This is a genomic window from Cellulomonas uda (assembly GCF_006538705.1).
GTDB lineage: Bacteria > Actinomycetota > Actinomycetes > Actinomycetales > Cellulomonadaceae > Cellulomonas > Cellulomonas uda.
Genome location: NZ_BJLP01000050.1, coordinates 16,055 through 30,201, shown reverse-complemented (window position 1 = coordinate 30,201; position 14,147 = coordinate 16,055). Strand labels below are relative to the sequence as shown.

Below are 14,147 nucleotides of genomic sequence, written 5' to 3'. Positions count from 1 at the left end.
CGTGCCGGGTGCAGACCAGCACCCGGCACGCCGACCCGAACGGTCAGTAGTAGGTCTTGGGGAGCAGGACGAGCTCCTTCTCCCAGGCGAGGCCGGCGAGGATCCGGTGCGCCGGGATCGCACCGCCGGGCAGGGTGCCGGGCGAGAGGTACGTCGTGAGGATCTTCGCCGTCACGCCACCCGTGAGCGTGGGGGGGACCTCGATGTCGAACGTGCTCTCCTCCTCGTTCAGGAGGAAGCCGAGGCCGTCCTCGCGGCGGTCGCCGGTGCGGCGCTCGCGCAGCGCGGCGCAGCGGTCTGCGACCTGGCGCAGCCACTCGCCGTCGCGGATGTGTGCGGGGTCGGTCGTGTAGAGCAGGACGGCCGGCGCCCACGTCGCCTCCGCGGGGTCGAACAGCGCGCTGTTCGCCTGCACGACGGCCGCGAACACGAGCGGCGCGTTCGCCATCTCGTGCTCCCACGTCTTGACCGCCTTGCGCAGGAGGCCGAACGGCTTCCCCTTGATCGTCGTGAGCTCGTCCGTCAGCGGCCGCGGCGTCGCGACGAGCTTCTCCCAGGTTCCCGTGGTCAACATGGCGCAAGAGGTATCAGCGCTGATGAGAGCGCTGCAACGTTTGTCCAGATGCGAACCGCTTCGATGCGGTTTGCGTCATCACTTCGGGGGATTACCCGCCGGTACCGGTTCCGGCGCGCTGGCAGAACCCTCAGGATGGACGGCCGTCGCGCGGACGTCCGTCCCGCGCGGGCATCGCGCGGGCACGACGACGAGAACGGCCCCGCGGGGTCGGACGTCAGACGAGGGGCCCGACGGCCGGGGTCGCGGCGAGGGCGACGGACGTCAGACGAGCAGCCCCACGGCCAGGGTGGCGACGAGGGCGACGGCCGCGACGATCGACACGGTCATGAGCACAGCGCGCGAGCGCAGGAACCTCATACGGACTCCTGCCCGCCCTCCGCGCGCAGGCGCGGCTCGGTGCGCCGGGACGGGCGCAGGCCCGACTTGTCGGCGTAGAACGCGCGCACCACGTCCATGTCGGCGCGGACGTCCCCCGTCAGCCGGATCGTCGGGCCGAGCCCGGAGGTCATGGTGGGCCGGTCGACGTACCCGAGCGTCACGGGCCAGTCGGCGTCCCGCGCGATGCGGTAGAAGCCCGACTTCCAGCCCGAGCCGCTGCGTGACCCCTCGGGCGTCACGACCAGGTAGAACCGCTCGCCGGCGCGCACGCGCGCGAGGAGCTCCTCGACGAGCCCGGCCGGGTCCCGCCGGTCGACGGGGATGCCGCCGATCGAACGCATGAGCGGTCCGGCGAGCCCACGGAACAACGTGTGCTTGCCGAGCCAACGGAACCCGAGCCCCTGCTCCCACGCGATCGCGAGCATCAGCACGAAGTCCCAGTTCGACGTGTGCGGGGCGCCGAGGATCACGCCAGCGCCGTCCCGCGGCAGCCGCTGCGTGGACAGACGCCACCGGCTCAGGGCCCAGTAGAGGCGCGCGAGTGCCCGGCGGACGCGCATGTCAGCGCGCGTGGATGAGGCTCATCGCCTCGGCCCGGGTCGCGGCGTCGCGCATCTGCCCGCGCACGGCGGACGTGACGGTCCGCGAGCCGGGCTTGCGCACCCCGCGCATCGACATGCACAGGTGCTCGCACTCGACGACGACGATGACGCCGCGCGGCTTGAGCTGCTCGACGAGCGCGTCGGCGACCTGCGAGGTCAGGCGCTCCTGGACCTGCGGACGCCGCGCGAACACGTCGACCAGCCGGGCGAGCTTCGACAGGCCGGTGATCCGCCCGTCCTCGCCCGGGATGTACCCGACGTGCGCGATGCCGTGGAACGGCACGAGGTGGTGCTCGCAGGTGGAGTACACCTCGATGTCCTTGACCAGCACCATCTCCTCGTGACCGAGGTCGAACGTGGTGGTCAGCACGTCCTGCGGGGCCATGCGGAGCCCGGCGAAGATCTCCCGGTAGGCGCGCGCGACGCGTGCGGGGGTCTCGCGCAGGCCCTCGCGCTCGGGGTCCTCGCCGACCGCGAGCAGCAGCTCACGGATGGCCGCCTCGGCGCGGTCCTGGTCGTACTCGCCGACGGCCTGGTCGGGCGCGGTGATCGGGTCGACCATCAGGACAGCTCGGGCGTCTGGGACGGGGGGACCTCGACCGCCTCGGTCGGCGGGCGCTCCGGGTTCGCCGCGGCGGCCTCGTCCTCGGGGACGACGGCGTGCCCGTTGCGCGACGCGACCTCCGCGGGCGTCTGCACCGGCGGGCGGTCGGAGACGGCACGCTGGTCGCTGGACAGCCACACCTGGCGCGGTGCGCGCTTCTCGACCGGCCGGAAGATCTCCGCGAGCTGCGCCGCGTTGAGCGTCTCCTTCTCGAGCAGCTCGAGCACGAGCGCGTCGAGCACGTCGCGGTACTGGACCAGGATCTCCCACGCCTCGTCGTGCGCGTGCTCGATGAGGGCCCGCACCTCGGCGTCGATCCGGCCCGCGACCTCCTCGGAGTAGTCGCGCTGGTGGCCCATGTCGCGGCCGAGGAAGACCTCGCCGGAGTCCTGGCCGAGGCGGATGGCGCCGAGCGTGCTCGACATGCCGAACTGCGTGACCATGCGGCGTGCGGTCGCGGTGGCCTTCTCGATGTCGTTGCCCGCGCCCGTCGTCGGGTCGTGGAACACGAGCTCCTCGGCGACGCGGCCACCCATGGCGTACGCGAGCTGGTCGAGCAGCTCGTTGCGGGTCACGGAGTACTTGTCCTCGACGGGCATGACCATCGTGTAGCCGAGGGCGCGGCCGCGCGGCAGGATCGTCACCTTGGTGACCGGGTCGGTGTAGCGCAGCGCCGCGGCGACGAGCGCGTGGCCGCCCTCGTGGTATGCGGTGAGCTTCTGCTCCTTGACGTTCATGACGCGCGTGCGCTTCTGCGGGCCGGCGACGACGCGGTCGATCGCCTCGTCGAGCGCGTGGTCGTCGATGATCTGCGCGTTCTTGCGCGCGGTGAGCAGCGCGGCCTCGTTGAGCACGTTCGCCAGGTCGGCGCCGGTGAAGCCCGGCGTGCGCCGCGCGACTGCGGTCAGGTCGACGGCCGGGGCCATCGGCTTGCCCTGCGCGTGGACCTGCAGGATCCGCTCGCGCCCCTTGAGGTCCGGCGGCTCGACGGCGACCTGGCGGTCGAACCGCCCGGGCCGCAGCAGCGCGGGGTCGAGGATGTCGGGCCGGTTGGTCGCGGCGATGAGGATGACGTTCGTCTTGACGTCGAAGCCGTCCATCTCGACGAGCATCTGGTTGAGCGTCTGCTCGCGCTCGTCGTGCCCGCCGCCCAGGCCCGCACCGCGGTGGCGGCCGACGGCGTCGATCTCGTCGACGAAGATGATCGCGGGCGAGTTCTCCTTGGCCTGCTGGAACAGGTCGCGCACGCGGCTCGCGCCGACGCCGACGAACATCTCGACGAAGTCCGAGCCGGAGATCGAGTAGAACGGCACGCCGGCCTCGCCCGCGACGGCGCGCGCGAGCAGCGTCTTGCCGGTGCCGGGCGGGCCGTACAGCAGCACGCCCTTGGGGATCTTGGCGCCGACGGCCTGGAACTTGGCGGGCTCGGAGAGGAACTCCTTGATCTCCGTGAGCTCCTCGACGGCCTCGTCGACGCCCGCGACGTCCGCGAACGTGACCTGCGGCGACTCCTTGGAGACGAGCTTGGCGCGCGACTTGCCGAAGCTCATGACGCGCGAGCCGCCGCCCTGCATGTTCGCCATGAGGAACCAGAAGATCGCCAGGATGATGATGAACGGCAGCACCAGCGACAGCAGGCTGCTCCACCACGACGTCTGCGGGTTCTCGGACGTGAAGCCCTTGTCCAGGTCGGCCGACTGCACGGCCTCGACGACGGTCTCGCCCTGCGGCGCGACGTACTGGAACTGCACGAGCTTGCCGTAGTCGTCGTCACCCTCGACGAAGTTCTTCTTCAGCGTCAGCTGCACGCGCTGCACGCCGTCGGTGATCTTCGCGGACTCGACGGTGTCGCCGCGCAGCAGCTCGAGGCCGTCGGACGTGTCGATGGACTTGACGCTGGGCTGGGCCAGCGTGCTCACGCCGATCCAGAGCAGCACGACGGCCAGCACGATCCACAGCACGGGACCACGGGCGAGGCGCTTGACGTTCATAGGCGTTCGGGGCCGAGCCCCACATCCTCCTGCTCGAGCGGGCTTGTCGGTCGAACGTACACGGTGATCCTGACGTTCCCGGCCGGTGTTCGCGCAGGGCACAGCCCGCCGGTCACCGCCCGGACCGCACCGGCGACGGCCGGGCGGTGCGTGCGGGCCGTGCGGACGGGCAGGCGGACGGGCAGCGGCTCAGGAGGTGTACACGTGCGGTGCCAGGGTGCCGACGAACGGCAGGTTCCGGTACCGCTCGGCGTAGTCGAGGCCGTACCCGACGACGAACTCCGACGGGATGTCGAAGCCGACGTACCGCACGTCGACCTCGACCTTCGCCGCGTCCGGCTTGCGCAGCATGGTCGCGATCTCCACGCTCGCCGGGCCGCGGCTGCGCAGGTTCGACACGAGCCAGGACAGCGTCAGGCCCGAGTCGATGATGTCCTCGACGATCAGCACGTGCTTGCCCGTGAGGTCGGTGTCGAGGTCCTTGAGGATCCGCACGACGCCGGAGGACTTGGTGCCGGAGCCGTACGACGACACCGCCATCCAGTCCATCGCGACGGGCGAGTGCAGCCGGCGCGCGAGGTCCGCCATGACCATCACGGCACCCTTGAGGACGCCGACGAGCAGCAGGTCCTTGTCCGCGTAGTCCGCGTCGACCTGCGCCGCGATCTCGTCGAGCCGACCGTGCAGCTGCTCCTGCGTGAGCAGGACCTTCTCCAGGTCGTCTCCCATGTCCGCAGGGTCCACAGCTGCTCCTGTCCAGAGGCTCTCGGGGTCGCTCGGGCGGTTCGTCCCGGGTCGCGCCGCGCGGGTGGCGGGTCCGACCACAAGCCTGCCACAGCGCCGGGCCGCGACCACGCGCCCGGGCAGCGTGAGCGGGCCCTGGCCGTGCCAACGGGTGAGCAGCGCGTCGAGCTCGAGCACGTGCACGCGGTGCACCGAGCCGGCGGGTGCGCCCGCGGCGACGAGCGCGGCGCGCAGGGCCCGGCGGCGCACCGCGGGCGGGGCGTCGGCGAGCGTCGCGACGTCGAGCACGACGGCGTCCGCGTGCTCGTCGTGACCCGGGCGGGCGCCCGCGTCGCCGTCCCGGGCCGCGTGCTGCGCGGTGTCCCGACGAGCGTGCTCGCGCGCGTCGTGCAGCAGCGCGGCGGCCTGCTCGTCGAGCGCCTCCGCGTCCTCGCGCAGCTGCGTGGCGGTGCGGGAGAGCGCCGCCGCGACACCGGGCCCGAGCTCGCGCTCGAGCACGGGCAGCACGGTGGCGCGCACGCGGCTGCGCAGCGGGTCGCCGCAGCGGCCCGCGTTGGTCGGGTCGTGCCACGGGTCGAGGCCCAGGGCGTCGCAGACCGCGAGCGTGTCGGCGCGGCGGACCGCGAGGAACGGCCGGCGCAGGCGCCCGCGCACGGCGGGCATCCCAGCCAGGGACCGCGCGCCCGACCCGCGCGCGAGGCCGAGCAGCACGGTCTCGGCCTGGTCGTCGAGCGTGTGGCCGAGCAGCACCGCGGCGGCGCCGGTCTCGTCGGCCGCGCGCTCGAGGGCGGCGTACCGCGCCGCGCGCGCGGCGGCCTCGGGGCCGCCCGGCCCGGCGACGTCCACGCGCACGACGAGCACCGGGTCGAGCCCGAGCGCACGGCACTGCTCGGCCGCGCGCGCGGCGACGTCGCCGGAGCCCGCCGCGAGCCCGTGGTCGACGACGACCGCGCCGGCCCGCCGCCGCACCTCGTCGGACCGCCCGCGCGGCCCGCGGCCCCCGGGCACGGCGAACGCCGCGGCGGCCGCGAGCGCGAGCGAGTCGGGACCGCCCGAGCACGCGACGAGCACGAGCGCGTCGTCGGGCAGGTCGGCGACCGCGGCGCGGACGGCACGCCGGGCGGCCGCGACGCGCGGGTCGGGTCCGGTCACGGTCAACGTCCGGCCACGAGCGGCACCCGCCGACGAGCACGCGCGTGGGCGCGCATCAGCCGTGCACGCGGCGCACCCAGGCGCCGGGGTCGGCGATCTCCGCGGCGGTCGGCAGGTGCGCGGGGTCCGCGAACACCGCGTTGAACCCGGTCACACCGACGCGCGAGCGGACGGCCCGCACGAACACGGCACCGTCGCGGTACTGCGCGAGCTTGGCGTCCATGCCGAGCAGGCGCCGCAGCACCGACTCGAGCCCGCGCACGCGTGACTGCGCGTCGCGCCGCGCCTCGAACTTGCGCCGGATCTCGTTCACCGACGGCACGACGCTCCGCCCGACGGCGTCCATCGCGACGTCCGCGTGCCCCTCGAGCAGGGACATGACGGCGCCGACCTCGTCGACGACCTGGCGCTGCTCGGGCGTCAGGACGTCCAGGATGCTCGCGTCGTCGTCGGTGAGCACGCGGCCCAGCGCGGAGAGCATCCGGCTGAGCGTCTCCTCGCGGCCCTCGTCGCCCGCGTGCCCCGTGACCTGCCCGGCGACGTCGCCGAGCAGCGCGGCGGACCGCTCCCGCAGGTGGTCGGCGAGCCACGGCGCGGCGGCGAACTGCAGCGCGTGCGTCTGCTCGTGCAGCGCGACCCACAGCCGGAAGTCGGCGGGCTCGACGCGCAGCGTCCGCTCGAGGTGCAGCACGTTGGGCGCGACGAGCAGCAGCCGTCCCTCGCCGGGACCGCCGGCCGGCGCACCCGCGCGTGGCGTGTACGGGTCGAACTGCCCGAGCACCTTGCCGGCCAGCACGCCGAGCACGGCGCCGACCTGGGCGGCACCCGCGAGCCGCCCGACGGCGGAGGAGCCGCGCGCGCCCGACCCGTCGGGGCGCGCGAGCGCGTCGACGAGGGGCGTCGCCATGACCTCGAACATCCGCACGTTCGCGCGCGCCCAGCCGGCACGGTCGACGACGAGCACGCGCGAGACGTCCGCCGCGGGTCGACCGTCGGCCGCCTCGAGCCGGGTGACGCGTGCGGCGTGCTCGGCCGCGGGCCCGGCCGCGGCCCGCAGCCCCGCGACGAGGTCCTCGAGCTCGGCACGCGGCGCGCGCGGTCCCGGCCGCACGGCGCGCGCGGCGAGGCGGGCGGCGGCGTCCCAGTCGACGGGACCGGGGGCGCTCGTCGTCGTGCGCGTGGCGCTCATGCGGCTCACCGTAACCCGCGGGACCACGCGTACGACCGGCCCGGTCAGCCCTGGCAGCCGCACCCGTGCAGCGCGGTGACGAACGCGTCGATCGCCTGGCGCGGACCCCACGGCCCGGTCTCCTTGGCGTGCCGGACCAGCACGACGAACGTGAGCTGGCGGCCCTGCGCGGTGAGCACGGTGCCCGCCAGACCCTTGACGCCCGCGAGGCTGCCGGTCTTGGCGCGCACCAGCCCGCGCGCGTCGGACGTGAGGTAGCGGTCGTGCAGCGTGCCCGTGAGGCCGCCGATCGGCATCCCGGCGGCGATCGAGCGCAGCTCGGGGTGCGCGGGGTCGGCCACGAGCTGGACCAGGTCGAGCAGCGTCGTCGGCGTGAGGCGCGAGCCCTCGGCGAGCCCGGACGCGTCCGCGAGCGCCGCGTCCGTCGTGTCGGCGCCGAGCCGGGTGACCGCCCGCAGCACGGCCTGCGTGCCGCCGTCGAAGCTCGCGGGCAGGCCCTGGTCGAGCGCGACCGCGCGCGAGACGACCTCGGTGATCGTGTTGTCCGACGACTCGAGGAAGAAGTGCACGACGTCCTGCAGCGGGGCCGAGCTCACGGTCGCCAGGACGGTCGCGCCCGAGGGCGCACCACCGCGTGCGACCGTCCCGGTGACCGTCACGCCCGCCTCCGCGAGCCGGGCCGCGAACACCTGCGCGGCGGACAGCGCGGGGTCCGACGAGCGCGGCGGGTACTCCACGCCCTCCTTGGTCGCCGCGATCCGCACCGCGAGCGGCGCGACGGGCGCGACGTAGCCGAGGACCAGGTCGTCCTCGTCCCAGCCCGGGCTGGTGCGCGGGCCGGAGTAGAGGGTGTCGTCGACGCGCAGCGTGACCTCGGTCAGCCCGACGAGCCTGAGCTGCTTGGCCGCGGCGCGCGCCAGGTCACCCAGGCCCGCGCGCCCGTTGACGACGGACGCGTCGCCCTCGTCGGGCGCGAGCATCATGTCGCCGCCGCCGACGAGCACCACCTGGTTGCCGGGGCCGCGCACGACGCTCGTCGTGAACGTGCTCGCCGGGTCCAGCGTGCCGAGCGCCGCGACGGCCGTGACGAGCTTCGCGGTGGACGCCGGCTCCCGCGCGACGTCCGCGCCGTGCTGCGCGACGACCTGCCCCGTGAGCTCGTCCGCGACGAGCACCCCGACGGCGCTGCCCTCGCCCAGGCGCTCGTCGGCGACCAGGTCAGCGACGAGCGCCTCCACGGGCGCGGACGCCGGCACGGGCGCGTCCGCGGCCACCGGCCCGAGGGCGGGCTCGGCCTCGGGCGGCGCGACGGCGGCGGGCGCCGTCGGGAACGGCGCGGGGTCCGGCGGGACCGGGTCGAGCGTCACGAACCCGGGCGCGACGTCGTACGCGTCGGCCGCCACGTAGCCCCCGACGCCGAGCACCAGGACGAGCATCGTCGTGCCGACGACTCGCGCGCCTGTGGCCATCGTCACGCTCCGCTCAGGGGCCTCGAAGAAGTGCGATGGGACGATCGGCCCACCGGTGCGTCAGACTATGACGGACAACTCGGTGCGCCCGAACCCGCGGCACGCCGGTCACCGAACCACGCCGCGTGCGCGCGCACCTCCCACCGGTGGTGCGCCGGCGCCGCGAGCCGACAGGAGAGCTGTGGAGTTCGACGTCACGATCGAGATCCCCAAGGGTCAGCGCAACAAGTACGAGGTGGATCACGCGACGGGGCGGATCCGGCTCGACCGCATGCTCTTCACCTCGACGCGCTACCCGGACGACTACGGCTTCATCGAGGGCACCCTGGGTGAGGACGGCGACCCGCTGGACGCCCTCGTCCTGCTCGAGGAGCCCACGTTCCCCGGCTGCCTGATCCGGTGCCGCGCGCTCGGCATGTTCCGCATGCGCGACGAGGCCGGCGGCGACGACAAGGTGCTGTGCGTTCCCACGGGCGACCAGCGCGCCGCGTGGCGGCAGGACATCGACGACGTCTCCGACTTCCACCGCCTGGAGATCCAGCACTTCTTCGAGGTCTACAAGGACCTCGAGCCCGGCAAGTCCGTCGAGGGCGCGCACTGGGTGGGCCGCGCGGAGGCCGAGGCGGAGATCCAGCGCTCGCGCCAGCGTGCGATCGACTCGGGCTACGACCAGCACTGAGCGAGTCGCTGAGCCGGCACTCAGCCGGCACTGGCCGGTCACGACGAAGGCCCGGACCCCCGCGGGGAGTCCGGGCCTTCGTCGTCGGTCCTCAGGTCAGGTCACGGGCGGCCGGCGTAGGGCATCGAGCCCGCGTACCGCATCGACGTGATGCGCACGGCCACGCCCGGCCGCGGCGCCTCGATGATCTGCCCGCCGCCGATGTACATCGCGACGTGGTAGATCGAGTCGGGGCTGTTCGGGTTGGTGCCCCAGAACACGAGGTCACCGGGGCGCATGTCGGCGTAGCGGATCTTGAGGACCTGCTTGTACTGGTCGCGTGACGTCCGGTTGAGCCCGACACCCGCGCCGCTCCACGAGGTCATGGTCAGCCCGGAGCAGTCGTAGCCCGGGCCCGTGCCGCCCCACACGTAGGGCGCGCCCAGGCGGGTCTTCGCGATCGAGACGGCCTTCTGGCCCTGCGACGACGAGCCGCGCGAGACGCCGGTGCCGAGGCCGTACCGGTCGGTCGGGGTGGGCGCCGGGGCCGGCGTCGTGGGACGCGGGGCCGGGGTGGTCGGGGCCGGCGCCGGGGTCGTGGGGCGCGGTGCCGGGGTGGTCGGCCGCGGGGCCGGCGTCGTGGGGCGCGGGGCGGGCGTCGTCGGGTCGGGCCTCGTCGGCTCCGGGTCGCGCGTCGGCGCGGGGTCCGGCGCGGGGTCCGGCGTGCGGATCGGCTCGGGGTCGGTCGTCTCGACGGGCGTCGGGTCCTGCTGCTCCTCGCGGCGACGACGAGCCTCCTCCTCCTCGCGTGCGCGACGCTCGGCCTCGATGGCCTCCTGCCGCTCGCGCTCGACCTCGACGCTCGTGCTGCGCGCGGCGGCGAGCTGGCCGAGCAGCGCCTCGCGCTCGGTCTGGGCCGCGGCCTGTGCGGCGTCCGCGTCGTCGGCGAGGTCCTGCGCGTGGTCGAGCGCGGCCTGCGCGTCGTCCTGCGCGCGCGCCGCGGTGGCGGCCGCGTCGTCCGCCGTGCCGGCGAGGGTGCTCGAGACGAGCTTCGCCGCCTGGTAGCCCTGCACGGCCGAGTCGGCCTTGCGGGTGATCTGGTCCATCGCGGAGGTCCGACGAGCGACGTCGGCGAAGCCGTCCGCGGACAGCAGGGACTCGACGAGGTCGGCGGAGCCGCCGGACCGGGCGACCTGCCGGGCGATCGCGAGCAGCTCGCGGCGCGCCTGCTCGGCGTCCGCGGCGGCCTGGTCGGCGCGCGTCCGGGCCGCGTCGGCACCGGCCTGCGCCGCCTGCGCGTCGCTCATCGCCTGCGTGTACGCCTCGCCGGCCTGCTGGACCTGGAGGGTCGCGGTGTCCGCCTCGGCGGACAGCTGCGCGAGCCGGACCTCCATCTCGGCGACGGACTGCTCGGCGCGGCCGACGGCGGCGCGCGCGTCGCGCACGTCCTGGTCGCTCGGGCCCGTGGGGTCGGCGACGGCGCCGGGCGCGCCGACGAGCAGCGCCGCGATCGTCGCGACCGTGAGCGCGCCTGCGCCGCGCGCTCGTCGTCCTCGTCGCTCCACCTCGTGCGTGCCCTTCGTCGTGCCGATGTCCCTGCCGGACCCACCAGCGGCGGTACCCGTTCTCGGACGGTACCCACGCGTGCCACAGAAGTGAACTCCCGTCACAAGAGTCACTCCTTTCACAGCAGTCACATCCGGGACGAACCCGACACATGCGACGCAACCCGTCCACCATCTGAGACGAAGGTCCTGGTCCGAGGGCGCTGCGCCGCGAATGAGACACCTATCTCAGTAAGCAAGACGCCCGTTCCACGGCGCGGACGCAGCCCGTAGCCTCGGCCCCATGCTTCGTCGAATGTGTCGCTGACCAGCGCACGTTCGGCATGCCTGCGGGCAGCTCGCCGCCCGGACCCCGTCCGGCCCGACGACGCCCCGCACCAGCCCGTCTCGACCGTGCGCCCCTCCCCTCTCCCCGCGGGTCGGACGTCGGCTGCCGAGCTCCCCGCGGACCCACCCCGCCACAAGGAGCCAGCAGTGAGCAACGAGAACTGGAACTTCGAGACCCGCCAGATCCACGCGGGCCAGGTCCCCGACCCGACGACGGGCGCGCGCGCCCTGCCGATCTACCAGACCACGTCCTACGTCTTCCCCGACGCCGGCGTCGCCGCCGCGCGGTTCGCGCTGCAGGACCTGGGCCCGATCTACACGCGCATCGGCAACCCCACGCAGGAGGTCGTCGAGAACCGCATCGCGTCGCTCGAGGGCGGCGTCGGCGCGCTGCTCGTCGCGTCCGGCCAGGCCGCCGAGACGTTCGCGATCCTCAACGTCGCCGAGGCCGGCGACCACGTCGTCGCGAGCCCGTCGCTCTACGGCGGCACGTACAACCTGCTGCACTACACGCTGCCCAAGCTCGGCGTCGAGACGACGTTCGTGACGGACCCGCACGACGCCGAGGCGTGGCGCGCCGCGATCCGCCCCAACACCAAGGCGTTCTTCGCCGAGACCATCCCGAACCCGAAGTCCGACGTGCTCGACATCGAGCTCGTCGCCGGCGTCGCGCACGAGTACGGCGTGCCGCTCATCGTCGACAACACCGTCGCCACGCCCTACCTCATCAACCCGCTGAAGTGGGGCGCCGACGTCGTGGTGCACTCCGCGACCAAGTACCTCGGCGGGCACGGCTCGGCGATCGGCGGCGTGATCGTCGACGGCGGCACGTTCGACTACGCGCAGTACCCGGACCGCTTCCCCGGCTTCAACCTGCCCGACCCCTCGTACCACGGCCTCAAGATCGCCGAGGCGCTCGGCGTCGGCTCGGCGTTCGGCGCGAACCTGTCGTACATCCTCAAGGCGCGCATCCAGCTCCTGCGCGACCTGGGCTCCGCGATCTCCCCGTTCAACGCGTTCCTCATCTCCCAGGGCATCGAGACGCTGTCCCTGCGCGTCGAGCGGCACGTCGAGAACGCCACCAAGGTCGCGCAGTGGCTCGAGGCGCGCGACGACGTGCAGCGCGTGCACTACTCGGGCCTCGAGTCGAGCCCGTGGCACGCCAACCAGCTCAAGTACGCGCCGCGCGGCGGTGGCGCGGTCCTCGCGTTCGAGATCGAGGGCGGCTCCGCGGCCGGCCAGGCGTTCGTCTCGGCGCTCGAGCTGCACTCGAACGTCGCCAACATCGGTGACGTGCGCTCGCTCGTCATCCACCCCGCGTCGACCACGCACAGCCAGCTGACCCCGCAGGAGCAGGAGCTGTCCGGCGTCACGCCGGGGCTCGTGCGCCTCGCGGTCGGCATCGAGCACGTCGACGACATCCTCGCCGACCTCGAGGCCGGCTTCCGCGCCGCCAAGGGCGCCTGACCACCGGGCCGGGTGGGCGCCACCCCCGACCGCCCACCCGGCCCGCACCCCGTCCCGCCGTCGTCGCCCCGCCTTCGTCGTCCCGCCGCCGTCCCGCAGGACGGGACGCCGGGCGGCGTCCCTCCCCCTTCCGTAGATTGGCTGACCGTGTCCGACGAGAACGCGACGGTGCCCGCCACGAGCCCACCGGCCGGCGGCGCCCACGCCCGCACCGGGACGAGCCGCGTCCCGGTCGCGCAGCGCCCGCCGGTGCCCGCGTCCGCCGCCTGGCAGGACGGCGACCCGCTCGGGCGTCGGCAGCTCGCGGACCTCGGGCCGTTCGCGCTCGAGTCCGGCGGTCGCCTGCCCGCCGTCCGCCTCGCCTACGAGACGTGGGGCACGCTCGCCGAGGACGGGTCCAACGCGGTCCTCGTGCTGCACGCCCTCACCGGCGACTCGCACGTGACCGGCGACGCGGCCGAGGGCCACCCCACGCCCGGCTGGTGGCAGTCGATGGTCGGGCCGGGCGCACCGATCGACACCGACCGCTGGTTCGTCGTCGCCCCCAACGTCCTCGGCGGGTGCCAGGGCTCGACCGGTCCCGCGTCACCCGCGCCCGACGGGCGCCCCTGGGGCTCGCGGTTCCCCGTGCTGTCCGTGCGCGACCAGGTCGCCGCCGAGGTGCGGCTCGCCGACCTGCTCGGCATCCGGCGGTGGGCGCTCGTCATCGGCGCCTCGATGGGCGGGCAGCGCGTGCTCGAGTGGGCCGCGTCCGAGCCCGAGCGGGTCGAGGCGTTCGCGGCGATCGCGACCACCGCCGCGACCTGCGGGGACCAGATCGCCAACTTCCACACCCAGCTCGTCGCGATCCAGCAGGACCCCGCGTTCCGCGGCGGCGACTACTACGACGCCGCGCCCGGCGACGGCCCCCACCGCGGGCTGGGGCTCGCACGCCAGATCGCGCACCAGAGCTACCGGTCCGCGTACGAGCTCGACGAGCGGTTCGGCCGGATCCCGCAGGGCGCCGAGGACCCGCTCGAGGGCGGCCGGTTCGCCGTGCAGTCCTACCTCGAGCACCACGGCGACAAGCTCGCGCGCCGGTTCGACGCAAACAGCTACGTCACCCTCACACGCACCATGCTCACGCACGACCTCGGCCGCGACCGCGGCGGCGTCGACAACGCGCTGTCGCAGATCACCGCGCGCGGGCTCGTCGTCGCCGTCGACACCGACCGGCTGTTCCCCGTGGCGCAGTCCGAGCGGATCGCCGCGCACGTGCCCGGCGCGGGTCCCGTGCGCGTCGTGCACTCCGACTTCGGGCACGACGGGTTCCTCATCGAGGAGGACCAGGTCGGCGCGCTCGTCGCGGACTTCCTGACCGAGCGGGTCCGCAGCCGGCCCTGAGCGGGGACGCGCCGCGAGCCGGCACGGTCACCCGCGCGGGC

General features: G+C 74.3%; 11 protein-coding genes and 1 pseudogene. 3 read left to right on the top strand and 9 right to left on the bottom strand.

What is annotated here, in order from left to right; genetic code table 11:
- Positions 1-43: 43 nt before the first annotated feature.
- The 8 genes and pseudogenes from CUD01_RS13370 to dacB all read right to left on the bottom strand — a co-directional run bounded on the left by CUD01_RS13370 (position 44) and on the right by dacB (position 8,706).
- Positions 44-574 carry a hypothetical protein gene (locus CUD01_RS13370; RefSeq protein ID WP_141321751.1) on the bottom strand — a complete coding sequence of 177 codons (531 nt, stop codon included), beginning with the start codon at positions 572-574 and terminating at the stop codon, positions 44-46.
- A gap of 356 nt (positions 575-930) precedes the next feature.
- Positions 931-1,515 (bottom strand): 1-acyl-sn-glycerol-3-phosphate acyltransferase, encoded by a 585-nt coding sequence (locus tag CUD01_RS13365; RefSeq protein WP_141321749.1) that lies wholly within the window; start codon positions 1,513-1,515, stop codon positions 931-933.
- Position 1,516: 1 nt separating this feature from the next.
- Complete coding sequence (folE, locus tag CUD01_RS13360; protein WP_141321747.1) at positions 1,517-2,119, bottom strand: GTP cyclohydrolase I FolE; 603 nt, start codon at positions 2,117-2,119, stop codon at positions 1,517-1,519.
- The gene (ftsH, locus tag CUD01_RS13355) at positions 2,119-4,152 is read right to left on the bottom strand and encodes an ATP-dependent zinc metalloprotease FtsH (RefSeq protein ID WP_141321745.1); all 2,034 of its coding nucleotides are present in this window, start codon (positions 4,150-4,152) and stop codon (positions 2,119-2,121) included. The genes folE and ftsH overlap by 1 nt, the downstream gene beginning before the upstream one ends.
- Positions 4,153-4,341: 189 nt before the next feature.
- On the bottom strand, positions 4,342-4,896 hold the full coding sequence (gene hpt, locus CUD01_RS16860) for a hypoxanthine phosphoribosyltransferase (protein WP_198303619.1): 555 nt from the start codon (positions 4,894-4,896) through the stop codon (positions 4,342-4,344).
- Between the two features lie 69 nt (positions 4,897-4,965).
- Positions 4,966-6,048 (bottom strand): annotated as a pseudogene (gene tilS / locus CUD01_RS16855) (tRNA lysidine(34) synthetase TilS); the annotation flags it as partial.
- A 55-nt stretch (positions 6,049-6,103) separates the two neighbouring features.
- Positions 6,104-7,237 carry an Rv3626c family coenzyme F420 biosynthesis-associated protein gene (locus CUD01_RS13345; RefSeq protein WP_141321741.1) on the bottom strand — a complete coding sequence of 378 codons (1,134 nt, stop codon included), beginning with the start codon at positions 7,235-7,237 and terminating at the stop codon, positions 6,104-6,106.
- A 44-nt stretch (positions 7,238-7,281) separates the two neighbouring features.
- Positions 7,282-8,706, bottom strand: a complete 1,425-nt coding sequence (gene dacB, locus CUD01_RS13340) for a D-alanyl-D-alanine carboxypeptidase/D-alanyl-D-alanine endopeptidase (RefSeq protein ID WP_141321739.1) — start codon at positions 8,704-8,706, stop codon at positions 7,282-7,284.
- 181 nt (positions 8,707-8,887) lie between these two features.
- Between dacB and CUD01_RS13335 the strand changes: the two genes are divergently transcribed.
- Positions 8,888-9,385, top strand: coding sequence for an inorganic diphosphatase (locus CUD01_RS13335; RefSeq protein WP_094181767.1), 498 nt, complete (start codon positions 8,888-8,890; stop codon positions 9,383-9,385).
- A 101-nt stretch (positions 9,386-9,486) separates the two neighbouring features.
- Here the strand turns inward: CUD01_RS13335 and CUD01_RS17155 are convergent, their stop codons facing one another.
- On the bottom strand, positions 9,487-10,929 hold the full coding sequence (locus tag CUD01_RS17155) for a C40 family peptidase (RefSeq protein WP_244937782.1): 1,443 nt from the start codon (positions 10,927-10,929) through the stop codon (positions 9,487-9,489).
- A 474-nt stretch (positions 10,930-11,403) separates the two neighbouring features.
- On the opposite strand from CUD01_RS17155, the gene CUD01_RS13325 reads away from it, so the two are divergent.
- Positions 11,404-12,723, top strand: a complete 1,320-nt coding sequence (locus tag CUD01_RS13325; RefSeq protein ID WP_141321737.1) for a bifunctional o-acetylhomoserine/o-acetylserine sulfhydrylase — start codon at positions 11,404-11,406, stop codon at positions 12,721-12,723.
- Between the two features lie 147 nt (positions 12,724-12,870).
- Positions 12,871-14,106 (top strand): homoserine O-acetyltransferase MetX, encoded by a 1,236-nt coding sequence (gene metX, locus CUD01_RS13320; protein ID WP_141321735.1) that lies wholly within the window; start codon positions 12,871-12,873, stop codon positions 14,104-14,106.
- Positions 14,107-14,147: the final 41 nt, after the last annotated feature.

Excerpts from the sequence above, each read along its gene's own strand:
- CUD01_RS13370 (WP_141321751.1), bottom strand. The coding sequence starts at position 574 with ATGTTGACCACGGGAACCTGGGAGAAGCTCGTCGCGACGCCGCGGCCG.
- CUD01_RS13365 (WP_141321749.1), bottom strand. The coding sequence starts at position 1,515 with ATGCGCGTCCGCCGGGCACTCGCGCGCCTCTACTGGGCCCTGAGCCGG.
- folE (WP_141321747.1), bottom strand. The coding sequence starts at position 2,119 with ATGGTCGACCCGATCACCGCGCCCGACCAGGCCGTCGGCGAGTACGAC.
- ftsH (WP_141321745.1), bottom strand. The coding sequence starts at position 4,152 with ATGAACGTCAAGCGCCTCGCCCGTGGTCCCGTGCTGTGGATCGTGCTG.
- CUD01_RS13345 (WP_141321741.1), bottom strand. The coding sequence starts at position 7,237 with ATGAGCGCCACGCGCACGACGACGAGCGCCCCCGGTCCCGTCGACTGG.
- dacB (WP_141321739.1), bottom strand. The coding sequence starts at position 8,706 with ATGGCCACAGGCGCGCGAGTCGTCGGCACGACGATGCTCGTCCTGGTG.